The organism is Gracilibacillus halophilus YIM-C55.5 (genome assembly GCF_000359605.1).
Taxonomy (GTDB): Bacteria; Bacillota; Bacilli; order Bacillales; family Amphibacillaceae; genus Gracilibacillus; species Gracilibacillus halophilus.
Window position 1 is genome coordinate 34,551 of record NZ_APML01000055.1, and the last position, 26,031, is coordinate 60,581.

Consider the following 26,031-nt stretch of genomic DNA (forward strand, 5'->3'; position numbering starts at 1 on the left):
ACTCACTTATCAAGTGCTCGATTGCGCTACCACTCTGGTGGCTTGTATATTTTTCAGTTACGCTTTTCTAAAAAATTCTTGCTGGAAATATTACGATTGTTTCGCTAGTTTTACAGCGGTCCCATAAACGAGTAGTTCTGCTGCCCCGTTAGCGACTTGCGAAGTAACGAAACGGCAATTAACCACAGCGTCTGCTCCTAACTTTTCTGCTTCTTCTACCATACGATGCGTAGCTTTTTGCCTCGATTCCGTAAGTAATTCTGTATATTCCGTCATTTCTCCACCTACGACATTACGCAAACTAGACACTAAATCTTTTCCGATATTTTTCGCTTGGACAATATTGCCTCGCACCATTCCTTCTACTTCTGTAATTTCATGACCGGGAACTGTTTCAGTATTGACTAAGATCATGTGTATCCTCCTCCTTCTTTTGTTTGATTCGATCACGCACAACACCTATAAAAATGAGCGCTATGCCGACACCTTCCATGACAACGCCTAGTACAATCATAACGAGGCTGTATGCAAAATCAATAGGGATGATCGCCAAAATCAACATCACCGTAGCAATCGGTATGAGTACTTTTCCTGCTCGAATCATCACGATCCCTCACTTTGCATCTATCATCTCATTCATACGGTTTACGATCAAGGTACGATAAAAGTTTCAAAAATGGTTATAGGCATTTTGCTTCATTTTTTCCAAAAGTTGCGTCATACTATAAGTAGAAAATACAAATGGAAGAAAAGGGGATAAACCATGAATTTCAAACAGATTACAGTTGCCGGAAGTGGCGTACTTGGCAGTCAAATTGCCTTTCAAACCGCTTATAAAGGATTTGATGTAACGGTTTATGATATTACCGAAGACGCATTAGATGAAGCACGAAATCGCTTCAACAAACTAAAAGAACATTATAAAGAAGATTTCCAAACATCCGATGACATCTTATCGCAAACCGAACACCGCATCACGCTAGAAACCGACTTAGCAACTGCCGCAAAAAATGCCGATTTAGTCATCGAAGCCATCCCAGAAGTCGTCGAGATCAAGCAGGAATTTTATCAAAAATTAGGGAAATTAGCCCCAGACCATACGATATTTGCCACCAACACCTCGACTTTATTACCAAGTCAATTTGCCGAGGCTACGGGGCGACCTGAAAAGTTTATCGCCTTACATTTTGCTAACGAAATTTGGCGCAATAACACGGCAGAAATTATGAAACACGAAGCAACAGACGATCAGGTATTTAATGATTTGGTTTCTTTCGCCGAAGCCATTGGCATGGTCGCACTACCTTTGCATAAAGAACAACCGGGCTATATCTTAAATTCGTTACTCGTGCCACTTTTAGATGCCGCGCAAATGCTTTTTGCCAAAGGCGTCGCGGATCACGAAACCATTGATAAAACCTGGATGATCGCTACTGGTGCGCCAAAAGGACCTTTCGCTATACTGGATGTAGTAGGCATTAATACCGCTTATAACATTGTCAAAGGCAAAGCGGAAAAAAGTGGCGATCCCGCCATTCAACAATTAGCCGATTATTTAAAAACAGAATATATCGACCAAAATAAGCTTGGCACATCCACTGGAGAAGGATTTTATCAATATCCAAATCCTCGTTACGAACAAGCTGATTTTCTTAAATAAAATTTTAAAAAACATCCATCCATAACAACATATGGGTGGATGTTTTCTTTTTTAGCAAGGTATATTGCCCGTTTTGATGTAAATCCTAAGAGCAGACTTCGGAATAAAGGAGATGAATACATGAAAAAGGGCAATAACATTTCCAGTTTGCAAGATCAGAATCAATTGGCACAGGCGCAACAATCGATATACCATTTACAAAACGCCATACACCAAGCACAATCTCATACAGATGAAAACATTCTCGCACAAATTGAACATTCCTTAGAAAGAGCTGAGCATTCGGTAGCGCAAGCGGAACAAGTGACGGATGATCAGCGTGCATTAGCACTCGTTCAACAGGAATTCACACAACAAAAGCAAGTTTATGAAAAACTCAAACAATCAAATATGTAATTATTTCTGGGCATGGTTTTATAACCATGCTTTTTTCATACTTGGGCATAAATTGATCTAATTCGACAAAATTGTGCAAAATTTCTGTTATTTATCGACAATATTCACGGTTGATGTTATTATATACCTAATTATATGATAGGAGGAATTACCTAATAATGTTGCAAAAATTTCGTTGGAAAAATATGAAAATTGGTTGGAAATACGGCTCAGTCATTAGTTTTATTATTATTTTGTTTGCAGCTACAACAGTTCTTATCTCTACCTTATTAGCTCTACTAGATGATGACATCAGTGCTATGGAAAGAAGAGCCCAACGTTCAGTTGACATAACTGACATGACATCACAATTCCGTTCCAAAGAAACACGTATTCCTGATTATATATTGTCTCAAGGACAAGAACAATCAATTTTGGATGAATTTGAAGCAAAAAGAGAACAATTCAATAACCTGCAAGAAAAAATCAAACCAAAAATGGATACTGAAGAACAAATGAACTTGTTTCAACAAATTCAAGCAAACGACAGTCAAGTGAATGATATCTTCCTAGAAGAAATTGTTCCAGCTGTCGATAATGGCAACATAGAGAAAGCCATTCAACTTCGCGCTGAAACGTCTACTTTACGAACAGAAACAGACAATTTGTTAGATGAACTGCGATCACTCGTCGATGAAAAAAGAAATGCGGCAGCTAAAAGTGCAAATCAGTTGTCGACTCAAACTTTATACATACTTATTGGGGCAATTATCGTTTCTATTTTAATTAGTGGTATTATTGTTACAATATTAAACCGAAATATTCAACGCAAGCTTAGTGATGTTGTTAATGTAAGTAATCAAGTGACTAACAGCAATTTATCTATTGAAAAAATTGACGATTCAAGTAATGATGAAATTGGACAGTTAGCTTCATCAATGAATACGATGATCGATCAACTGCGAAGTATGATAAAACAAATTCAAGATATTTCTGAAACCGTTTATTCACAAAGTGAAGAACTCTCTCAATCATCAAATGAAGTCAGTTCTGGTAGTGAACAAATCGCTTCAACAATGGAACAATTATCATCGGGTGCGGAAGAACAAGCTAGTGCATCAAGCGAAATTTCGAACGTTATGAGCGAACTAAATCAGCAAATTCGTGAATCAAATCAAGAAGGGCGTGAATTAGAAGATAGTTCCAATCAAGTTCACAATCTTTCAAATGACGGAAAACAGCTAATTAATCAATCCGTCGATGAAATGAGTGAAATCACGAATATGGTCACTGAATCAGTTCAAAAAGTTCAAAGTTTAGATCAAAAGTCACAAGAGATTTCTAAATTAGTAGATGTGATTCAGGATATCTCTGAACAAACAAACTTATTGGCATTAAATGCAGCGATTGAAGCGGCACGTGCTGGCGAATCTGGTAAAGGTTTTGCAGTCGTAGCAGACGAGGTAAGAAAGCTAGCTGAACAAGTCAGCAATTCTGTCACTGAAATCACTAGTATTATTGAAGGTGTGCAACAAGAAACTCAATCCGTATCCAAAACTTTAGAAGCTGGTTCCGAAAAAGTCGAAACAGGAAACCGACAAATACAAACAAGTCGCGAGCAATTTGAAACAATTAATCAATCTATCGAAGGGATGTTAACTAAAATTCAAAATATATCAACCAACTTAGGTGATATAGCAACAAATAGTGAAAAAGTAAATCAATCTGTTGAAGAAATTGCATCCTCAGCTGAAGAAGCATCTGCCGGAATTGAGCAGAGTTCATCAACAGCCGAACAACAGAACAGCTCGCTGAGAGAAATTACCGACAGTACAAACTCATTAGCCAAATTATCTGAACAGTTAAATGGATTAGTAAAAGAGTTTAAATTATAAGATTTCATTATGAGTTCAATAAAAATATGCAATAGGGCCTTATGTTTCAATCATAGGCCCTTATTTTTTACGTTGAACGACTACATCTAATAATCTTGCTGGATGATCCGTATACATCCCATCCACGCCCATTTGCATGATTCGTTTCATTTCATCTTCTTCATTAATCGTCCAAACAAACAGCGTCACACCACGTTGATGGGCATATTTAATAAAAGAAGGAGTTAATACTCTGATACCGTCCATTTCTTCAGGAACTTGTGCATAACGAGCGGGCGGTTGATCATAAGCACCTAAACCGATTTGGTGCATGAGCATCATTTTCTTCATTTCAGATGTCGTTAAAGTTGTTGCAACATTTGGCATCGCGCGGCGGAACGTCTTTGTCGGAGCATCATGGAACGAGCCAACAATCACTCGATGCGATGCTTGATGCTCTTGAATGACTTCCGCCACTAAATTTCCAGCGAAAGACGAATCATCTTTTATTTCAATCGTAAAAGGAGCGTTCGGAAAGGCTTCAAGTAATTCGCGAAGTGTTTGCAACTGAATCCCTTGACCACGAAACGGATAAGACTGGCCATCATCTGTAGTCATCTCATAGCCAGCATCAAGCTGTTTTAATTCTGATACTGTCATTTCACTCGCTTTTCCCGTACCATTCGTCGTTCGATCAACGGTGTCATCATGTAAAGCGATCAATTGATGATCTTTTGTCACATGAACATCGACGTCAAGAAAATCCACTTGCATATCTTTCGCGGACTTAAGCGCAGGTAGTGTTTCTTCAGGGTAGGATGAGCTATTTCCACGATGGGCGATGACAGCAAACTTTTTTCCATCTGACGTTTGATGATGAATGGGGAATCCTCCTTTATGTAATCCATCAGACGCATAGGCTGGTACGTTGTCATCCATTTTCACTGATCCAAAAGATGCAGTGATAAGCAAAATGACACCCACAAGATACATTCGAGATAAGCGCTTTTTATGCATCGAACGTAACGAAACCCAACTACCAAGCAATGCAAACCCGGTGAATGTAGGGAGACCCTCTGGTACCCAAAAATGAATCGGAACATAAAGAAGACATAGGCTTGCAAAACCTATCATCAGTTTGGAGCGCGGGAGGTCGGGCTGAACATTCTTGTCACTTATTATTAGGCCCGTCATTACCCCTAGCATCTGGTACATCGTATTGGATGTTGTGAGCACTGTTAAAAGAAATAGAATCGTCAGTGATAATAACATTTGTACTTTGCTAGACTTCGTTCGGACGTAACCGATAAAAAGTATACCAATCACGACTTGCATGGTATTGACGATGCCTTCATGGAATAGATGCGTGCCGAAGCTAAGTGATAGGGTAACAACAATCGTTACGATGCCCATGAGCCAATGAGTCGTGCGCCAATAGATCGCAGCAAACGCCAAAAGTAAAAAAAACATAACAAGCATTCATCCTTTGAATACAGAGTTTTTCATATTGTGCGATTTAGCTTTTTCTGGCGTGACATTCAGAATTCTGGCGTGAGTATCATAATTCTAGCCTGACATTCAGAATTCTAGCGTGAGTATCATTTTTCTGGCGTGACACACATTCAGCATTTACACGATTCGTTGGATAAAGTGTTCGACGAAGCGGTGAGCATCCACTTCGAGACAAGTATGTACATTCCCTTGGTTCGTTTCAATGCCGACGGTTCTTCCTTTTTCTTCGCCTTCTAAAACGACATCTATATGCATCGCTTTCGTTGTTACAAAGGTTGAATCAATCGCGACACCTACTGCGAGCGGATCATGTAATGCACAGCCGCGCGCTTCATTATTATGCTCCTTGTATGCATTGATATAAAACTCTGTCATGTCGGCTAACGCATTCGCATATAATGTATCAACTTCACGCCAATTTTCAACGGTTTCTTGATTCAAAAGTGTTTGCATCGTAACATCAAGTCCCACGAGAGTGACAGGTACCTTTGATTGAAACACATAATGAGCTGCTTCTGGATCATGATAAATATTGGCTTCAGCATATGGGGTAATATTGCCATCTGTTTTGACAGCACCTCCCATAATAATGACTTCATCCACTTTTTCAACGATGGAAGGATCTTTTTGAATCGCACGTGCAAGATTCGATTGATTTGCTGTCGCAATAATCGTAACGTTATTTGGATGGTCATGGATAGCCTTTATTAAATAATCATGAGCCTGCATCGATTGTGGCGATTGCTTTGGCTGAGGGAGCTGGGCTTCACCAATGCCATTCTGTCCATGAATCCAAGTCGTTTTTTCTAACGGTTCATGGCCTGCAAATGTTTCTTCCACTCCTGGATAAACAGGGACACTTGACTCGCCAAGAGCATCTAAGAGTTGGATCGTATTTCTTGTCGCTTCTTCAACGGACGTATTGCCGAAAGTCGTCGTAATTCCTAGCACGTGAATTTCCGGCGAATGCATCGCGTATCCAATCGCTAACGCATCATCAATTCCTGTATCGACATCAAATATGATATTTTTCATTGTTGACACCTCTATTTTTCCTTTTTGGTTTATTGTAACAGATTTGCGACGATTTTAGCCGAATGGGATCCCCATCCGGCATTCCTTCCTATGATTCAGTTTTTTCAATCATTTTATGCACTTTCTCAACTTCATCATCACCTACGAGCAAGTAATATGTGCCATCAATTCTTGTACCGTTCCCTTGCATCATATAGCTTGTAAAGTTGTTTCTCGTTTTACGATAATTCATGAAAAGGTCTCTCATATCTTTAAATTCCATATTCGTTACCACATTTTGTCCGACAACGTCTAACATTTCATTAATTTTACCGACTGAATTAAAACTTGCCCCTTTATCAATCACCGCTTTAATCACTTGGCGTTGGCGCTGTGTTCGACCAAAGTCACCATTTGGATCTTGATAACGCATGCGAACGTATCCCATCGTTTTCGGACCATTCAGCTCAATTTCTCCTTCTTCATAATGGTAACCTTGTTTGTAATAGCCTTTATCAACCCAATCCAGTTGATTATTCACGGTGATGCCACCGATTGCGTCAACCATATCCGTAAGTCCTTCCATATTCATTCGGACAAAGTAATCCAATTCAACATCAAGAAAGTTTTCCACTGTATTGATCGACATATCGACACCGCCAAAAGCATAGGCGTGATTAATTTTATCTTGCGTGCCACGACCGACAAGCTCAGTCCGTGTATCTCTTGGGATACTGACGAGTTGCATCGCATCATTCGCAGGATTCAATGATAGAACCATAAGTGCATCCGAACGTCCACTATCACCTTCTCGCTCATCTACACCGAGCAAAAGAATGTTGAGTGGTTCTTGATTTTCGACTTTTTCTTTTGTTTTTTCTGTATCAATGTTTTCAACTTCTTCATGCACTTCCATATCTACTGTGTTTTGAACGTCCCGATACACAGAATACATGTATGCTATGACTGATAAAATGAGAACGCCAATAACAGAAGATCCAATAACGACTGCCCACCATAGTTTTGATCGCTTCTTTTTTTGATCTTTACGTTTTTCCATTCTGTTTCTCCTCTTTACCTCTAATGTATATAATCATTCAATATACACATTCTACCATAATATTCAATCAAAACAAAGTGAACCTCTCATTATAAGAATAATCCCGCGACAGTTGCCGATAAGATCGACGTTAAGATAGCTCCAATTAATAGTTTCATACCAAAGCTTGAAACGGCGCTTGACTTTTCACTGTCAATACCTTTTACAGTTCCGGCAATAATGCCAATCGAGGAGAAGTTGGCGAAACTCGTTAAGAATACCGTTACAATACCAACTGTCTTTTCTGACATGTCCTGTAGCATCGGTTCAAATTCAAGCATGGCCACAAATTCGTTCGTCACAATTTTCGTTCCCATAATCGAACCTGCTTCCACTACTTCACTTGGCGCGATTCCCATTAATAAGCCGAGTGGAGCGAGAATGTAGCCTAAAATCGTTTGTAACGATAAGCCAGCAAAGACTAACTGAATCAACCAATTCACAAGCGCTAGTGCTGCGATAAACGCGATTAAGTTAGCGGCAACGATTAAGGCAATTTTTCCACCTTCGAGCGCGCCATTGCCCATCGCTTCGAATACACTTCGGTCATTGGAAACATCACTTACGTCAACTGTATCTTCTTCAGCTGGAACATTAACAGGTGCAATCACCGCTGAAATAATGAGCGCACTCAACATATTTAATGGCAATGCAACTAAAATATATTCAGCAGGCAAGATTTGAATATATGCCCCAATAATTGAAGCGGATACAGAACTCATCGCCGAAGCACTGACAATATACAAACGGTTATTTGTTAAATGGTGAAATTGCGAACGAATGGCGATTAATGCTTCAGATTGACCAAAAAAGATACTGTTCACACCATTAAATGATTCAATTTTTGGTAGACCAGTTATTTTTGATAATAAACCACCAATCCATTTAATAATCGTTGGTAATATTTTTAAATAGTTTAAAACCGATAGAATCGTGGCGAAAAAGATAATGAGTAATAGCACATCGAAGAAAAATACCCCATTGTCACCAACTTGGACGCCACCAACTACAAAATTAATGCCTTCTGTACCAAATTCAATTAATTTATTAAAACCAGCTGCAATCCCGTTAATAATAGCCTGACCGATCTCAGTTGTAAACATAAACCATGTAATCAGCAATTGCATGACTAGCATGATACTGATGCCTTTAACATTAATTCCTTTTTTGTCATTTGACATCAAATACGAAATACCTAACACAACAATAATCGCTATAAGTCCAAAAATAATTTCCATGATAATCCTCCTCTAAATTTTGTAAACGTTTTTATTTCTATCCATAAAAATCATAGGTTTAACTTTTGGTAGGATGTCCAACTTCTTCATTATATATGCAACCCCTTTCATCAATTTCACCACCTATTTTAACGTCAGACGTCCAACCTGTCAATCATAACAACTATGCAGAGTGAACATATATAAAAGTCAAAATGTTTTGTGATTAACTCTCCTATCTAAGAATCTCATCAATGTTAATTAAAACTCATAGTTAAGATTGTAGTGGAAGACGGCGACGCCTGCGGGAACAGCACGAGACGAAAATCACTCTGAACGAGTTTTACGAGTTCAGAGAAGTTGAGTCCGTGCCCGCGGCAAGCGTCCGTCTGAAGCGAAAATAGATAGATCCACTTTATTGCATAATATTCACAGCCGCTTCCGCAAGACATTGAACGTGATTTGATCCGACCGAAAGTAGTTGATCGAATACAGAATCGGACGATCAGACGCATCATAATGTACTTGACGCAAAATAAGTAACGGCGTATCTTTCTCACATTGCATAATGTCAGATATTTCCTCATGATAACCAATCGTCTTAATTTGCGCATCCGCATAGCTAACCGTCAGCCCTGTTTTTTCAAGCGATTGCAAGATTGATTCCTCGTGCAATTTATACCCTTTTGACAGAAGACTGGCAGGAATTTTATCAATACAATACACAAGCGGTACATCATCAGCCGTCCGCACACGCTTTAACAAGAAGACTTGTTCATCATCAGCCATATCCAATTCATGAATATCATCACTATGCGGCTCGACAATACCTGTAAAGTGTACTTTTGTTCCAGGCTGTTTTCCTTCTCTTTCAATCATATCCGTAATACTAAATAATTCCTCAATCCCATTGGAAAACGTCGGCTTCTTATGAATAAATGTGCCGATACCGTGCTTACGAATGATAATATTTTCTTCTTCCAAAATGCGTAAGGCTTCCCTGAGCGTATTCCGAGATACCCCTAATTCTTTGGCAAACGACATTTCAGAAGGCAATCGCTCACCCGGTTCCAACTCGTTATTGTTAATCTTCTCCTTAATTTGTTCAATGACCACCACATACCGTGGCGTCTGAAAATCGATATCCAACCTCGATCCCCCCAATTAAATGGCTTGTATCAGAAAATGTACCATAAATAATCCAGCAATGAAATATAAAGGGATGGATACTTGTTTGGCTTTTCCCGTAGCGATTTTCGCGATCGGATACGCGATAAATCCAAAGGCGATCCCGTCAGCTATACTATACGAATACGGAATCATAATGATAATGAAAAACGCTGGAAAAGCTTCCGTCAAATCAGAAAAAGGGATTTGCTTTATATTTTGCAACATTAATCCACCAATCATAATTAAAATCGGTGAGATCGCACTATTTGGTATCAAATGAATCACCGGGATAAAGAAAAACGACAGCAAAAACAAAAGGCCTGCGACAATACTCGTGATTCCCGTTCGTCCACCTGCTGCAATCCCCGCTGACCCTTCAACCGTCGACACTGTGGGACTTGAGCCTGCAATCCCGCTAAACATAGAAGCCACCGACACCGATCGAAGGGCGGCGTTATATTTTTCTGATTGATTCGCATCAGCAACTTGACTATGAACCAAGCCAATATTTTCAAAGATGAGGACCATTGTTAATGAAAAAACAGCTAACCAAAATGTGACGGTACTTACTGCGTCAAACGACAGCGCTCCAAACACTTCTGTATAATCAGCGACTGATAACGGTGATGATTGCGCTTGGCTCGTATCAATTAAGCCAAACAGCCAAGCAATCATCGTTCCGGTGATTAATGTAATCAAAAAATTTCCCGGTACATTGCGTAAAAACAACCCGATTCCGATCGTCAATGTTAAAAAGAAGGTTAATCCTTCTACATTACCGATATCGCCTAAAGTGATTAACGAATGTTCACCTTTTACAATAATATGGCTTTTTTCTAAACCAATCAATGCTAAAAATAAGCCTAAGCCTACCGTAATCGCATCCTTTAAAGAACTAGGAATCGCTCGTGTCACGATTTTTGCTAAAGGGGTGAATGCGATCACGATAAACAAAATACCCGCAACAAAAACAACGGCCAGCGCTTCTTGCCACGAGAGCCCCATCACATCAACGAACGTGTAGGTGAACATCGCATTAACGCCCATACCAGGCACGAGGATCAGTGGGACATTGGCACCAAACCCAACAATAAAACAACCAATCACCGAAATCACGATGGTTGCCCATAACGCACCTTCTAGCGGAATACCTGCATCCGAAAGAATCGTGGCATTGACAACAATAATATAAACGATCGCAAAGAAAGAAATCATGCCAGCTAGCATTTCGCGCTTAATGGTCGATCCTTTCTCATATACACCTGTTTTGTTCCTTATAAAATCTTTCATTCTTCTTTCGTTCCTTTATGAAATCCCTCGCCCACCCAGTCGTAAAGACCAAGAATAATTATTTGATGAACCTTTAATAATCACTACTTCCTTGTTCACCTTGTACGATTGCTACACTTGAGCTAGCACCGATTCGACTGGCTCCTGCTTCAATCATCGCTTCTGCCGTTTGCCGATCGCGAACACCACCAGAAGCTTTCACACCCATATTGGGTCCCACCGTTTCGCGCATCAGACGAATGTCTGCTGCTGTGGCTCCGCCTTTAGAAAAACCAGTCGACGTTTTCACATAATCAGCTCCTGCTTGCACCGCGAGTTGACATGCTTTCTCCTTTTCTTCATCTGTTAATAAACATGTTTCAATAATCACTTTCACAAGTGCTTTTCCGTTGGCTGCCTCAACGACCGCACGAATATCTTGTTCCACTTGATCGGTGAATCCAGATTTCAACTGGCCAATATTGATCACCATATCCACTTCAGTGGCGCCTTTTTGAATCACATCTTTCGTTTCGTCAGCTTTCGCTTGTGACGTTGTCGCCCCGAGCGGAAATCCAATCACTGTGCAAACAGCTACCGTTGATTCTTTCAGCAACTCGTTCGCTGTCTCGACCCACGTCGGATGGATACATACCGAATAAAAACCATGCTCGGCCGCTTCTGTACAAATCGTTTTCACCTGTTCGAGTGTTGCTTCTGGCTTCAACAACGTATGATCAATTTTTTTCGCTAATGATGGACTCAATTCGATCACTCCTTTTGAGATTACGTTAAATCTTCTGGTGTAAATGCACCAGGCAATAGTTCTTGAACGGTTGTTTCTTTTTTCTCACCGTGTAGATTGGTCAAAATCACTTTCATATCGGCCGGGCATAGCTCACTCATCACTTGGCGACATGCACCACAAGGAGGAACCGGACGATCAGTATCCGCAGCGACGATCATCGTCACAAACTCCTTGTCTCCTTCAGAAATCGCTTTGAATAGAGCTGTTCGCTCCGCACAATTTGTCACTGGATAAGCTGAATTTTCGATATTACAGCCATGATATACGTCTCCCTTATCTGTGAGCAGTGCAGCGCCGACCGGAAACTTTGAATAAGGTACATACGCTTTTTCCCTTGCCTCTAACGCCTCTTGAATTAACACTTGTTCTTCCATCCCACTCACTCCCCTATTTTATTCATTCATACGCTGGATCATTTTTTTGACAAAGTTCAGAAAGTCTTCTCTGACACGTTCTGTCGTCTCGATCACTTCTTCGTGTGACAACGGTTGATCTAAAATCCCCGCAGCCATATTGGTAATACAACTAATGCCAATCACTCTCATCTCACTGTGACGAGCGACGATCACTTCAGGCACGGTCGACATCCCCACGGCGTCACCACCGATCGTTTGCAACATGCGCACTTCAGCAGGCGTTTCATAACTCGGTCCACTATTCCAAACATACACACCTTCTTGAAGCGATAACCCGATATCCGACGCCACCGTTCTCGCAAGATGTTGCAACGACTTGTCATACGCTTGTGACATATCCGGAAAACGCACACCAAACGCAGCATCATTCGGCCCGATTAACGGATGATCGCCAACATTATTAATATGATCCGTAATTAACATTAAATCCCCAGCTTGAAAGGATTCATTCAGTCCACCAGCTGCATTGGTCACAAGTAACGAATCAATCTGCAAGGCTTTCATTACACGTACAGGAAACGTCACAGCATCCAACCCGTACCCTTCATAATAATGAAAACGCCCTTGCATCGCGAGCACGGGTTGACCTTTTAACTGACCGATCACTAATTGTCCCGCATGCCCTTCAACCGTCGAAACCGGGAAACCAGGAATATCTTCATAACGAATCTTTACCGGGTCCTCGATTTCATCAGCCAGCACACCTAATCCTGATCCAAGAATTAATCCGATTTGTGGGGATATATTCACTTTTTCTTTAATAAAATCAACGGCTTGTTGAATGGTTGCTTGATTCATCATATCGCCTCACTTTACTTCATGTAAAAAACTTGTGCCGTTTTTCGGGCTGTTTACATGGAAATTTTCTGCCACAGTTTCACCAATATCTGCAAACGTTTCTCTCAACGATAAGTGCGATCCTTCTTTGATCCCTTGATGATATACGAGTAGCGGCACATATTCACGTGTATGATCTGTCCCATGATGTACAGGGTCATTACCGTGATCCGCAGTAATCATGAGTAAATCGTCTGATCTTAGTTTATCAAAAACTTCTGGAAGCCGCGCATCAAACGCTTCGAGCGCTTCACCATAGCCAATCGGATCGCGACGATGACCATATTTCGCATCAAAATCGACAAGGTTGAGAAAACTTAACCCCGTAAAATCCATGTCCATCGTCGTAAGCAGCTTATCCATGCCATCCATATTGGACGTTGTGCGAAAAGCTTGCGTAATGCCTTCCCCATCATAAATATCAGCAATTTTGCCGATCGAGATCACATCATATCCCTCATCTTCTAATTCATTCATCACCGTTCGACCAAAAGGTTTCAAGGCATAATCATGGCGATTCGACGTCCGCTCGAAATGGCCGGGTTCCCCTACAAATGGACGCGCAATCACACGTCCGGCCATATATTCTGGAGCGTTCATTAATTCGCGCGCATATTCGCAAATGTCGTATAACTCATTTAGTGGGACAATTTCTTCATGCGCAGCAATTTGCAACACCGAATCAGCTGACGTGTACACAATTAAGCTGCCATCACGCATATGCTGTTCGCCTAGTTCATCGATAATCGCTGTTCCTGATGCAGGCTTATTGGCAATGACTTTTCGTCCTGTTTTTTGTTCGAGCTTTTGAATGACTTCATCGGGAAACCCCTTCGGAAACGTGCGAAACGGTGTATCGATGTGTAACCCCATAATTTCCCAATGACCAGTCATTGTATCCTTGCCACTTGAGGCTTCCTGCATTTTCGTATAATGCGCCAACGGGGTTTCTGACGACGCGATGCCTGGAATGTGCTGAATATTACTTAAGCCGAGTTTCCCCATATTCGGCATATGAAGCCCGTTCATCTCCGCGGCAATATGACCTAATGTATCTGCATCCTTATCATCATATTGCGCCGCATCTGGTGAGGCGCCTATGCCCACCGAATCCATGACAATCAAAAACACACGTTGAAAATCCATGACTTCCTACCTCCCTATTCAGTAATCACGTGATAAATCAGTGATGGTGCTTGTGTTTCATTTTTCGTAAGTTGAATCGATTGTCTCATTTTCTCGCTCACTTCTGAGACGTCTTGTTGATTACTATGAATCGTCACTAAAGATTCACCTTTTTTCACTTTGTCACCGATTTTCTTATTTAAGACGACACCAACGGCTAAATCAATATCCGATTCTTTCGTTAAACGGCCGGCTCCTAACATGCTAGCCGCGATTCCGATCTCATCAGCCACAATTTCTGACACGTAGCCATCCATTGTCGCCTCTACCTCAAACGTATAAGCAGTTGTTGGTAATTTCGACGGATCATCCACAACCGATGCATCACCGCCTTGTGCCGCAAGAAATGTTTTCATCGTTTCAACAGCTTTTCCGGATTCAATCGCTTCCTTTAATTTCTCTCGCGCTTCTTCAATGGAATCCGCCTGTTGACTCAAATAAACCATGTGACTACCTAATGTGAGACACAGTTCTTCAATATCTTTTGGTCCATTGCCTTTTAACGTGTCGATTGCTTCTCTCATTTCAAGCGCATTGCCAACAGCAAAACCTAACGGCTGATTCATATCTGAAATGACAGCGACCGTTTCTCGACCGGCACCATTGCCGATTTGAACCATGGCTTGTGCTAACTCCTTCGCACCTTCTACATCTTTCATAAAAGCGCCAGACCCTGTTTTCACGTCTAGCACGATCGCATCAGCTCCAGAAGCCATTTTCTTACTCATGATCGAACTCGCAATTAACGGAATCGAATCGACGGTCGCCGTCACATCGCGTAAGCCATATAACTTTTTATCAGCAGGCGTCAAGTTACCACTTTGGCCCACAACGGCAATGTTATTTTGATTAACGAGCTTGTTAAACGTATCACCATCAAGCTCTACTTGAAACCCTTCGACTGATTCCAGCTTATCAATGGTACCACCCGTATGACCTAATCCGCGTCCTGACATTTTAGCAATCGGCACACCCACTGATGCGACAAGCGGTGCCAAAATTAATGTCGTCGTATCTCCGACTCCGCCTGTACTATGCTTATCGACCTTGATGCCTGCTACATCGGATAAATCGACTTGATCACCAGACGCTACCATTGCTTGTGTTAAATAAACGCTCTCATCTTTTGTCATATCTTGAAAATATATCGCCATCGCCAGTGCTGATACTTGATAATCCGGAATCTCTCCATTGGTATAACCAGCAACGAAAAAATCGATCTCTTCTTTCGTTAATTCTTCACCATTTCGCTTCTTCTCAATCACATCTATCATCCGCATCCATCATCACCCTTTCATTTTTGCAAGCATTTTCATTTCGTTTAATTTGATTATAATTGTTAGACGTCCAACAAGTCAAGTGAAAATCATACCGCTCCATCCCTAGTAGAATCATTGAAATGGTGGTCATTTTCTGATATCGTTTTCGTAGAATAGCAGATAAGGAGGAGTGTTCCATGGCTTTTACATTGCAAATCGGTGAACAGGCACCAGATTTTTCGCTACCTGCTACAGACGGAAAGACCTATCGTTTAGCAGATTTTAATGCCAACGTATTAGTTGTCTTTTTTACATGTAATCATTGCCCATATGTGATCGGTTCTGACGAAGTCACGCGCGCCACCGCTGAAAAATTCGCCGACCAAGGCGTTCAATTCGTCGGTATTAATTCCAATAGTGTGAACACAAAAGCAGGAGATTCATTCGAAAAAATGGTGGAACGAATGGATGAGCATCAATTCCCGTGGACCTATTTACGTGATGAATCACAAGACGTCGCAGAAGCTTACGGGGCATTACGCACACCGCATTTTTATGTATTTGATCAAAATCGCAAGCTGATCTATACAGGACGTGCGATCGACAACCCGCGCGAATCAGAGAAAGCAACCGTGAATGATTTAGAACATGCACTTTCTGAACATTTAGCAGGGAATGACATCTCAACACCTGTCACCAACCCACTTGGCTGTAACGTGAAATGGGAAGGTAAAGATAAACACTGGATGCCACCAGAAGCATGTGATCTTGTATAAAGTTAGAAAAAGGACGCAGGGGGTTCCCGCGTCCTTTTTTTACACTGATACCACTTTTTCTTATCCCATCGCACCTGACAGAGCGTATCTCATCGCTCATCAACATGTCTGGACTCGTAAAATGAGACGCAGGGGATTCCTGCGCCTCAAAACTACCACATGAACATTTGCTCTAAAGATCGTAGCATGCCGTCCAATAATACAAATGTGAATATATAAAGAATCAATAGATTGATCACAAATGAAAGAATGGTCATATAATAAGCGTGTGGATGCTCTTCTTGTTTTACATGAGAATACGTCAAAATCACTGGGTGAATCACTGTTAAAATAACAAAAATTACATTTAATAGGACAAACATCGGTACATTATTACCAAAACTGTTTAGATTCAGCGAGAAAATCCCCGCTAACGCAAGTAGAGCTAATACCACATACACCATCGTATAAGGTACTTGCAAGCCACTAAAACGTGTGAATAACATTTGAAAACTTGTCCGATTTTTCGCTATTTTCAAAGAAATCGCAGACGCTATTAAGCCTGTAAAAAGTAAAATGACAAAGAAAATAAACAACCGACTTACAATTAAAAAGAAGGGTAAACTTCTTCCATCTGTAAACATACTCATCTGTTGCTGGACAACATTATTGGCTAGCGCATAAAGTAAAATAGATAGAAACAACGGCAACAGTATCGCTGTAATCACTGCATTTGCAAAAGATTCACTACCATCTTTCAAAGCAATAGTTGGATTTTTTATACGCTCCACCGCATATGCCCAATATTGACTTGATTGCTGTTTCACTTTTTCCAAGGTTTGATTGTCTGTTACGGTTCGCTCCGTCTGTGCTTCTAACGGGGCACCACACGACTCGCAAAAATTCCCTGGTGATTGTTCTTTACCACAATTCTCACAAGTAATCATCATGATCGCTCCTTTATTCATAGTTTATGATATCGTCTGTTTCAAAATCTGATAATTCTTCACTGTTCATAATAAACCAGTTTCCTGCTTCTTGATCATACTCGAATTCATATAGCCAATAATATGTGTCACGAGAACGTTCCAATTCATCATACTGACCTGATTCATAATATCCAGAATAAAACTCTAATTCCGCAATCACTGATGCGGTAGTGTTTTCAAAAGTAAAACTTCCGTCATCGATACGAATCCGCTCAATATCTCCTTCAAAATGACTATCATCGTTCTCCATACGTTCAAAATTCGCACGAGTACTTTCCAAATATTCTTCATTTTTCATTACCGTAAACTCACGAATCGACGTTTTATGATAGGCTTGTATCCATTCATTGGTATGTTGTGCAATTCGGCTATATATAGCTTCTTTCAGATCATCCTCCACCCATTCAAATTCCAACGCAACCTTTTGTTGGGATGGGCTTGTTATCGTCACTTCATTGGAATAATACGTCTCCCAAGGAAATTCAAGCAGCGCCGCAAGATAAGTTGTCCCGTCATAAGTGACAGGCCCATACGAAGACGTTTCTTCAATCGTCGTACCTTGCGCTTTTCCATTCACGATTAACTCCGCTTCTGGGTAATTCGATTCAATCTCGACGACATTCCCTTCAAACGCAACCGATGCTTCTAATTGATCTTGATTCGCTTGCCAAAAATCAAGTGTCACCGTTTGATCAAACGAACCATACTTTTCTCTATGTAAGAACGTGACGGTATACTTTCCTGGCAGCACATCAACCGGAATTTGCTCACCCGCCTGTTCCGTTTGAAACGCCTCATAACCAGGAATATGTACTTCTGTCTGTTCAAAATTCGCTGATGCCATAATCGTTACCGGTTCGACTTCAAAATGGTACTGCGGATACAGATAAAATGTCTTACCTTCTTCCACAGGATCAATCAATGCCGAAGCGTCACCTTCTTCATTCATTTCCTTCTCAAGATCAGATATCAAGTGATCTAATCGGTCGGGATGATCTTGAAAATAGCTTGCGAATTCATGGTAATAGGTGTCTTGCATACCATTTTCCGAGGTCAATAAGCTCTTTAATGCTTCCTCATCATTCGTTTCAATCGCTGTTCTAATATTTTCTAACTGGGACTGTTTCCCGAAAAGCGACTCGCCAAGAAAGTAACCACCAATAAATACACCAGCCAAAACTACGAATATAATCGGTAATATAATCCATAATTTCTTTTTATCCATTTTGGCTTTTTTTGGGGTTGAATTCTCTTGAACGGGTTCATGTTGCGTATGATTAGGTACAGAACTGTCAACAGGCGCACCACAAGACTTACAAAATTTCGCTTCTTCATTCAGCTCATGACCACAATTTTTACAAAACTTCAATGACACCATCCTTTCTTACTAAGACTTTATACTCAAAACCGAATCTATTATACCAACAATACTTCATAGAATAAAGTGCTCACACTCACACCTGAAAAATAATTGTCACACCAGAATTCCGCACGTCACACCAGAATTAATTCTGCCACGCTAGAATTCCGCGCGTCACGCCAGAATCCTAACCTCTCGCAACATCCACTCCATCTAACATCAAACACTTCCCCATGATCATTGAAATCACGTCTTTTATTATGTAAAATTATTCATGCATTAGGGAATTGTGGAATATCCCTTAACTAGAATGGGGGAAAATGAGATGGATATCATACTATTTGATGATGAGATACTCGCGTTAGATTACTTAGAGCATCAGCTGAACGCTCTAGAAAATACGACCATCATCGGCAAGTATACACACACAGATGTCGAAGCCATAAAGGAAACAATCAAGTTAGCAGATGTTGTGTTTCTCGATATAAAAATGCCTGACATCAACGGGCTCGAATTGGCAGAAAAAATACTTGAAATCAAACCAAGTATCCCCATTATATTCGTCACGGCTTACGACGAATATGCCATTCAAGCCTTCGAACTCAATGCACTCGATTATATATTAAAACCTGTCCAGTTTGATCGATTAAAGAAAACAATCGAACGAATTGAACACTCTATCAGACATAAAAATGATCAAATACAAGCTGACGCTCAACAATTAACCATTCATGTCTTAGGTGAACTTTCATTTCAAATGGACGATGAAGAGCCTGAAGTCATCTCTTGGCGTACTGCGAATGCCAAACAATTATTCTTATACTTACTTCATCATCATGATCAAAGTGTGTCAAAGTCGGAATTAATTGAACTTCTTCTTGATCATACAGAAATTGAAAAAGCTGATTCGTTACTGTATGTCACCATTTATCAAATCAGACAAGCTCTATCCAAATACTGTAACTATTTATCCATTGTAAATCGTAAAAACGCTTATGCGCTTATATTATATGAGCATACGACGATTGATAAAGAACGATGGGAAACTGCACTGACAAACATGCCAACAATAGATAGCGAAACCATTTATCAGCACGAACAAACCTTGCATTTATACAAAGGAGCTTATCTAAAAAATCTAGATTATGTATGGGCAGAAGCTGAACGTTTTCGAATCGAAAAACTTTGGATTGAACATGCGTTAAAAATCGCCGACTGTTATTATACCCATCAATTTTATGAAAAGGCTGCGAATTGGTATGTTCAAATTTCAGACATCGTTCCAGAACTCGAAAACGTTCATTTTGCTCTAATGAAAATCCATGACATAAACAATTATGGAATATTAGTCGAACATCAATACCATTTGTTGTCTACCGCTTTAGATGAATTTAACCTATCCATGAGTGACGAAGTAGAACAATGGTATCAAGAATGGAAGCAAACCAATAAACAAAAACTCACTTAAATAACCGAGCCACCCGAATGTTAACTGTTAGCATTCGGGTCGTTTATAAAGATTAAAAGCGACGATCGTTCCTACGCCGACTCGACTTTTCATTTGTAAACCTGTGCCAAAATACTTGACCAATCGTTTATGGGTATTGTCGAATCCTACTCCTTTTATACTCGATTGGATTGTCTCATCATCCATACCCACACCGTCATCTTTAATGATCACGCGCAAATAATCGTGTTTCTGAAATGCTTTAATTTCAATGGTTCCACCATCCGATTGCTTCATAACCCCATGTTTGACGGCATTTTCCACAATAGGCTGTATCGTTAAAGATGGAATGAAGAATGATTCATCAATCTCAACAGACCATTGAACATTTAATTTAGCCCCAAAGCGGATGTTCTCAATATAAAGAAATGATTCTACAATCGCTAGTTCTTCAGCAATCGGTATCAATTGTTGATAAGCATGAAAATCAAATTTCGTTCGTAAAAATTCACTAAACGTTTCCACCAATTCGCGCATCTGACGTGTGTCCATGGTACTTAGCGCATTAATCGAATTTAATGTATTAAAAATAAAATGTGGTTGAATTTGCGCTTGCAACCATTTCGTTTCCATTTCTAACTGTTGTTCGGTTAATTGTTTGGTATTGATTAAATTCGACACTCTGGCTCGTAGTTCTTTCGCATCAACCGGTTTCGTCACATAATCATTCGCCCCGACTTGAAAACCCGTCGCAATATCCTTAGGATGATTTCGTGCCGTCAGTAACAAAATCGGTAATGCTGTCTTATCAAACCGCTCACGCACTCTCTGTGTCAAATCGTATCCCGAAAACTGTGGCATCATCACATCTAATATGAGAAGGTCCCATCGCCTCGCATGAACTTGATCCAGAAAGTCATCACCTCGTTGCACAAAAGTAATCTCATATTCCTCGTCTGACAGCACAGATTCAATGACTTGTAAATTCAAAACATCATCATCAATCATTAAAATGTTCGCCTTTTCAATCGATTCATGCACCTGTTTTATTTGGAAAGCATCATTGGCAAAAAATCGCTGATCAAGCGTAAACGAAAACTCTTCATTTTCTGGGGCTTCGTGACTAATGGACAATGAAAAAGATACTTCTGTTCCTCGATGCAATTTCGATTTCACGTTCATCTTCTCACCATGCAACTCAATTAATTGCTTGCTTATGCTCATACCTAGACCAACACCTTCTGACGGATCCTCCTGCTCATATGGCTTAAGGACACGTTCTATAGTTTCAGCATCCATTCCATACCCAGGATCTATCACAGTACATATAACCTTATCTCGGTCTTTTGTCGCACGAATGACAATGTCACCTTCCTCAGTCACCTTCACCGCATTATGAATCAAGTTATATAAAATCTGAATCATCCGATTTTCATCCGCATAGATAGGCGGTAAATCGTCTGGTACTTCATTTTTGAGCTGGACTTTTTCTTGATCGATCGTAAACTGAAACAAATCGATCACACCAGTAATAATTGATTGAAAATAAAACGCGCGACAATCAATCGTCGGCTCTGTGATCTTTAAACGGGCCATATCAAGTAAGTCATCTACTAATAAAGATAATCTTCGTCCGACGGTATAGACCGTTTCTAATTCCCTCATGCTTCGTTGATCGATCACCATTTGATTTCTTTCTAACGTCGTTTGAGTTAAATTCAACATGCTATGTAACGGATTCCGTAATTCGTGGGATGTTTTCGCTAAAAATTCATCTTTTTCTTCAGCCACTTGCTGTAAACGGGTCGCTTGTTCTTTTGATTGAAGATACATGTCAAAATATTGCCTGAACCACATGACAGTAAAACTTCCGATTGTAATCAAAAGGTCAAACGGATAGAACATAATGTCTATTCCTTGCTCAATCCATATCCCCCACCAAATATAACTATGAAATAACGCGAGTAATGCAATGAATATCCAAATCGTATCTTTTTCTGAACGCGGCTTGTTTAAAAAAAGTGAAACAATAGCGAGAAGTAGCGCAACGATTAAAAACGTACTGAAAATTTGTTGTAATTGTTCTAAGGGTTGCATCGGGAGAAACAAGATCAAAGCAACCGACACCAACGTCATAGCGATCACAAATAGATGCACAATCCGCATATATTTGATAAAGAAATCTTTAAGAATCATCCATAACGAAAAAATAATGCCCGTAGATGCTAAGTTCGAAAGCTTCACATTCCATTCCAAATCCAATTGTAACCAAGAAGCTAATAGTTTTTCATCGCTCCCCAGTGAGTGAGTCGTAATCGCACATAAAATCAAAAAAGAAGTATAAATATACGTCCACTTACGGCCACTTACGAAAAATAACCCCAACGCATACAACGCATGGATCACAAACGCTACCATTAACACCAATTGAAATGAATAAGATAAGTGCTGTTCCCCTCGGACAACAGAATCTTTCCCAAACGTGAGCGACCGAACCATGCCCCCTTCGCTAGGATTCATCTGATTAGCAGCTTGAACCATGATCTCAATTACACCAGCGTCATTCGCCATCAACGGTGCTGTATATGGTAGATTTTTCGCTTCAAAATTCGCAACATTCTTCGTTACTTGACCAGAAGATTCAATCAATTGACCATTCACATATAATTCAGATGCATTTCGAACACTGGGAATGACCAGTCGAAATGTGTCGTTTGCATCGGGATCAACCAAGATACTAAGTTGATATGTACCATACCGATAGAGCGAGCGATCATCATTTGACCAACTACTAGGCACTTGCATCAACTGATGATCTGCCTCATTTCCTTGGTTATTACCCGTGATTAACTGATTAGGAAAAAACGTCCACTCCCCATCTAGATGGATGGTTTCTTCTTGAATCCCGTCCCAATCGCGTAAATCCAACACCCCTTGACGGACTTGAGGCTGATGATCTGCATCTTGAAAATACATCATCCATCCTAAACGCATCAGACTTAATAATAGCACTAACCCCATGGCAAATATGGCACATTTTTTTCGATTACATTGTTCGAGCGTTTTCAACATATGCAGCATAGGCCCCTTTACATCCTTCTCTGATGAATCCATTCGACCAATTCTTTCGCACAAACCGGTTGACGATAATAATAGCCTTGCATGACAAAACAACCAAGCTTTTTAACAATTTCTTCATCACGTTTAGTCTCGATCCCCTCTGCAATCACTTCTAACCCTAGTTTGTCTGCAATAAAAAGAATTCCTTCAATCAAAATTTGTTTATTCTCTTCCTCAATGTGATCGACGAATGATTTATCTAATTTCAACGTATCAATCGGCAAGGAATCTAATAGAGAAATCGACGAATACCCTGTGCCGAAATCGTCCATAGATACGCGAACACCAAGCGTACGAATATCATGCAATTGCCTATAAATCGCCTCTTGATTCGAATAGATCACTGATTCTGTTACTTCCACTTCCAAGTACTTCGGATCTAATTGATATTTCGTCAATATGTGATGAACAAATTGACTCACATTGATCGATTGAAATAATTTCACCGACAAATTCACAGCCACCGGTAGATCGATTCCTTGACGTTGCCATTGTTTACACTGAGAACAAGCTTCTTCCAGCGTCCATTTCGTCAGTTCAGCAATAACCCCAGAAACTTCAGCGATAGGAATAAATTCACTAGGCGATATCACACCAAACTTTGGATGCTCCCAACGAAGTAACGTCTCCACACCGATGATCCTGTTTTCCTTCACATCCATTTTCGGTTGATACTCCACAAATAATTGATCTCTCGTCATCGACAACGGCAGATCTTGTTCGATTTCCATTTTTCGAACTTCCACCGTCCCCATTTCACTCGAGTAAATAGCCAATTGATTCCGGCCTAATTCTTTCGCCTTATACATCGCAATATCCGCTTCTTCTAGCAAGCTCGTAGGATTCGACGCATCAATGGTTCCGATACTAATGCCAATACTTGTCGTCAGATGAATTTCATGACGTTCAATAAAAAAAGGATGGCGAAACCGATCGATAATCCGCTCCGCTAGATTCATAGCTTTTTGTTCATCACCATACTTCATCAAAAATAAAAATTCATCGCCACCAATGCGGAATGCGAATTGATCATCATTTGTCATATTATAAAAAACATCCCCGATATCTTCTAATAAGCGATCCCCCATATGATGCCCTAATGTATCGTTAATCGCTTTAAATTGATCAAGATCGAGAAACAAGCAAGCGATGATTTGATCCCTGTTATATGTAGAAAAAAATTGTCGCATCGCATTTCGATTTTGTAGTGGCGTGGTTGTATCTTGATAGGCCATTTTCCTTAACACATGTCGATCAAATAACATCGCGCCCCATGATACAATCAGAATCACCGCAATAGTAACTGTCACACCAACGAGCAAAAAATGATTTACAGTTGTTGCGTTCGATTGTTCTGTGATCCCTTCTGTTTCAAAATTGACTGCTGCCATCCCTGTATAATGCATCCCTGAAATCGCAATTCCCATTAACATGCCCGATAACCATTTTAACTTTCTTGAAATCACAGGCTGACGAAATCGCAAAAATAAAAAAAGGGCAACGTAAGAGACGACTATGGCAATGAATACAGACAAACCAACAAGCGGTAAGTCATATGTAAAACTCGCATCCATTTGCATCGCTTCCATCCCTAAATAATGCATCGTAGCAATACCATTGCCCATAATAAAACCACCGATGACAATTCGATACCTTTTCACCTTTTGCGGCATTGTGATATAAAAAGCAATAAAGGATGAGACCACACTTGCAAGCATGGACATAATCGTAATCATCACATGATAAGACACAGAAACCGGCAAACGAAAAGCCATCATACCAATAAAATGCATCGACCAAACGCCTAATCCCATCACAATAGAGCCAGAAACCAACCAGAAAATCCGCCCTCTTCCCATTGCATAAGAAATTTTCCCCGTAATACTAAGCGCAAGCACAGATGCTATCATAGCAATCACGACAGATAGAGTTACAAAATACAAATTATATTGCGCCATCATGCTGTCATCCACTCCTATCTACTAATATTTTAACAAAAAACAATTGATCTATGGTGCTGAGCTAGAATTATCGCGCTCACACCAGAATCCCGCGCGTCAGGCCAGAATTATCATACTCACGCCAGAATCCCGTGCGCCAGGCCAGAATTATCAGTTTGAAGCAAGAATTCAAAGACCACGCTAGAAAAATTCAAATTGAGGGCAGCGGAGCAGCTCTTCGGATTGATAAAAAATATACCCGAGTGTTAACTGATAACACTCGGGTATTGAGCACTAATCTTCTTTTATCCGACGCTCTTTTTGAGTTTTACGTCGATTGAATAGTAAAGCACCGATACCGCCAATCACAAGTAACCCTCCTAGTAATGTATAGCTGAATATATTTGTTGTTGTGTTTGGAAGATTACCTTCTTGCTGCTTATTCGTCAGTTTGTTAACGACTTCTACTTTTGTTCGTTCAGTCTGTCCTGCCTTAATAGTAAACTCGATTGGTGAGTCATCTAATTCATAACCTTCTGGTGCTTTTGTTTCAATGAAATAATATTCCCCAGATGGAAGCTGATCGACAATTATTTTACCATTTTCATTTGTTGAAAGATTTTCTTCTATGACTTTTCCATCTTGCCTCAGTTCAAAAATTGCATTCGGTAGAATATCACCTGTTTTATGATCAAATTTCGTCAATTCAACCGCACCAGTAGATT

23 protein-coding genes are annotated in these 26,031 nt (G+C 40.3%); 5 read left to right on the forward strand and 18 right to left on the reverse strand.

The window, feature by feature from the left end; translation table 11 throughout:
- Positions 1 to 90: 90 nt before the first annotated feature.
- Together J416_RS11390 and J416_RS11395 are read right to left on the reverse strand one after the other, a co-directional pair.
- Positions 91 to 414 carry a YbjQ family protein gene (locus J416_RS11390; protein WP_003471999.1) on the reverse strand — a complete coding sequence of 108 codons (324 nt, stop codon included), beginning with the start codon at positions 412 to 414 and terminating at the stop codon, positions 91 to 93.
- Positions 395 to 604: a hypothetical protein gene (locus J416_RS11395; protein WP_003472001.1), complete on the reverse strand. Its 210-nt coding sequence runs from the start codon at positions 602 to 604 to the stop codon at positions 395 to 397. Before J416_RS11395 ends, J416_RS11390 begins: the two co-directional genes overlap by 20 nt.
- Positions 605 to 763: 159 nt before the next feature.
- Between J416_RS11395 and J416_RS11400 the strand changes: the two genes are divergently transcribed.
- The 3 genes from J416_RS11400 to J416_RS11410 all read left to right on the forward strand — a co-directional run bounded on the left by J416_RS11400 (position 764) and on the right by J416_RS11410 (position 3,930).
- Positions 764 to 1,660, forward strand: a complete 897-nt coding sequence (locus tag J416_RS11400) for a 3-hydroxyacyl-CoA dehydrogenase (RefSeq protein WP_003472003.1) — start codon at positions 764 to 766, stop codon at positions 1,658 to 1,660.
- A gap of 120 nt (positions 1,661 to 1,780) precedes the next feature.
- Entirely contained in the window at positions 1,781 to 2,056 is a 276-nt protein-coding gene (locus tag J416_RS11405) for a hypothetical protein (RefSeq protein WP_003472005.1), read from the forward strand.
- A gap of 158 nt (positions 2,057 to 2,214) precedes the next feature.
- Positions 2,215 to 3,930 carry a methyl-accepting chemotaxis protein gene (locus J416_RS11410; RefSeq protein WP_003472008.1) on the forward strand — a complete coding sequence of 572 codons (1,716 nt, stop codon included), beginning with the start codon at positions 2,215 to 2,217 and terminating at the stop codon, positions 3,928 to 3,930.
- Positions 3,931 to 3,990: 60 nt separating this feature from the next.
- Here J416_RS11410 and J416_RS15140 read toward each other — a convergent pair whose 3' ends face one another.
- The 11 genes from J416_RS15140 to J416_RS11465 all read right to left on the reverse strand — a co-directional run bounded on the left by J416_RS15140 (position 3,991) and on the right by J416_RS11465 (position 15,716).
- Positions 3,991 to 5,379 carry a glycerophosphodiester phosphodiesterase family protein gene (locus J416_RS15140; protein ID WP_003472010.1) on the reverse strand — a complete coding sequence of 463 codons (1,389 nt, stop codon included), beginning with the start codon at positions 5,377 to 5,379 and terminating at the stop codon, positions 3,991 to 3,993.
- Between the two features lie 159 nt (positions 5,380 to 5,538).
- A complete protein-coding gene (locus tag J416_RS11420; protein ID WP_003472013.1) occupies positions 5,539 to 6,456 on the reverse strand; it encodes a nucleoside hydrolase in 918 nt (305 codons plus the stop codon).
- A gap of 88 nt (positions 6,457 to 6,544) precedes the next feature.
- Positions 6,545 to 7,495 (reverse strand): LCP family glycopolymer transferase, encoded by a 951-nt coding sequence (locus J416_RS11425; protein ID WP_003472016.1) that lies wholly within the window; start codon positions 7,493 to 7,495, stop codon positions 6,545 to 6,547.
- A gap of 89 nt (positions 7,496 to 7,584) precedes the next feature.
- Positions 7,585 to 8,772 carry a NupC/NupG family nucleoside CNT transporter gene (locus J416_RS11430; protein ID WP_003472024.1) on the reverse strand — a complete coding sequence of 396 codons (1,188 nt, stop codon included), beginning with the start codon at positions 8,770 to 8,772 and terminating at the stop codon, positions 7,585 to 7,587.
- Positions 8,773 to 9,180: 408 nt separating this feature from the next.
- Positions 9,181 to 9,900 (reverse strand): GntR family transcriptional regulator, encoded by a 720-nt coding sequence (locus J416_RS11435; protein ID WP_003472026.1) that lies wholly within the window; start codon positions 9,898 to 9,900, stop codon positions 9,181 to 9,183.
- 15 nt (positions 9,901 to 9,915) lie between these two features.
- Complete coding sequence (locus J416_RS11440) at positions 9,916 to 11,211, reverse strand: NCS2 family permease (protein WP_003472028.1); 1,296 nt, start codon at positions 11,209 to 11,211, stop codon at positions 9,916 to 9,918.
- A gap of 73 nt (positions 11,212 to 11,284) precedes the next feature.
- Entirely contained in the window at positions 11,285 to 11,956 is a 672-nt protein-coding gene (gene deoC, locus J416_RS11445; protein WP_003472030.1) for a deoxyribose-phosphate aldolase, read from the reverse strand.
- A 20-nt stretch (positions 11,957 to 11,976) separates the two neighbouring features.
- Positions 11,977 to 12,372, reverse strand: a complete 396-nt coding sequence (locus tag J416_RS11450; RefSeq protein ID WP_003472031.1) for a cytidine deaminase — start codon at positions 12,370 to 12,372, stop codon at positions 11,977 to 11,979.
- Between the two features lie 18 nt (positions 12,373 to 12,390).
- Positions 12,391 to 13,212, reverse strand: coding sequence for a purine-nucleoside phosphorylase (locus J416_RS11455; RefSeq protein WP_003472033.1), 822 nt, complete (start codon positions 13,210 to 13,212; stop codon positions 12,391 to 12,393).
- Positions 13,213 to 13,221: 9 nt separating this feature from the next.
- Entirely contained in the window at positions 13,222 to 14,397 is a 1,176-nt protein-coding gene (gene deoB / locus J416_RS11460) for a phosphopentomutase (RefSeq protein ID WP_003472034.1), read from the reverse strand.
- A gap of 14 nt (positions 14,398 to 14,411) precedes the next feature.
- A complete protein-coding gene (locus J416_RS11465) occupies positions 14,412 to 15,716 on the reverse strand; it encodes a pyrimidine-nucleoside phosphorylase (RefSeq protein WP_003472036.1) in 1,305 nt (434 codons plus the stop codon).
- 176 nt (positions 15,717 to 15,892) lie between these two features.
- Between J416_RS11465 and J416_RS11470 the strand changes: the two genes are divergently transcribed.
- Complete coding sequence (locus J416_RS11470) at positions 15,893 to 16,471, forward strand: thioredoxin family protein (RefSeq protein ID WP_003472045.1); 579 nt, start codon at positions 15,893 to 15,895, stop codon at positions 16,469 to 16,471.
- Between the two features lie 152 nt (positions 16,472 to 16,623).
- Here the strand turns inward: J416_RS11470 and J416_RS11475 are convergent, their stop codons facing one another.
- On the reverse strand, positions 16,624 to 17,397 hold the full coding sequence (locus J416_RS11475; RefSeq protein WP_040513479.1) for a zinc ribbon domain-containing protein: 774 nt from the start codon (positions 17,395 to 17,397) through the stop codon (positions 16,624 to 16,626).
- Positions 17,398 to 17,410: 13 nt separating this feature from the next.
- Positions 17,411 to 18,808, reverse strand: coding sequence for a zinc ribbon domain-containing protein (locus J416_RS11480; protein ID WP_003472049.1), 1,398 nt, complete (start codon positions 18,806 to 18,808; stop codon positions 17,411 to 17,413).
- Between the two features lie 316 nt (positions 18,809 to 19,124).
- Between J416_RS11480 and J416_RS11485 the strand changes: the two genes are divergently transcribed.
- Positions 19,125 to 20,267 (forward strand): response regulator, encoded by a 1,143-nt coding sequence (locus tag J416_RS11485; protein ID WP_003472050.1) that lies wholly within the window; start codon positions 19,125 to 19,127, stop codon positions 20,265 to 20,267.
- A 27-nt stretch (positions 20,268 to 20,294) separates the two neighbouring features.
- Here J416_RS11485 and J416_RS11490 read toward each other — a convergent pair whose 3' ends face one another.
- The 3 genes from J416_RS11490 to J416_RS11500 form a co-directional block, all read right to left on the reverse strand.
- Complete coding sequence (locus tag J416_RS11490; RefSeq protein WP_040513481.1) at positions 20,295 to 23,318, reverse strand: hybrid sensor histidine kinase/response regulator; 3,024 nt, start codon at positions 23,316 to 23,318, stop codon at positions 20,295 to 20,297.
- Between the two features lie 17 nt (positions 23,319 to 23,335).
- Positions 23,336 to 25,327 carry a bifunctional diguanylate cyclase/phosphodiesterase gene (locus tag J416_RS11495; RefSeq protein WP_003472054.1) on the reverse strand — a complete coding sequence of 664 codons (1,992 nt, stop codon included), beginning with the start codon at positions 25,325 to 25,327 and terminating at the stop codon, positions 23,336 to 23,338.
- Positions 25,328 to 25,600: 273 nt separating this feature from the next.
- The coding region (locus tag J416_RS11500) for a prealbumin-like fold domain-containing protein (RefSeq protein WP_003472056.1) at positions 25,601 to 26,031 on the reverse strand (431 nt) is incomplete at its 5' end.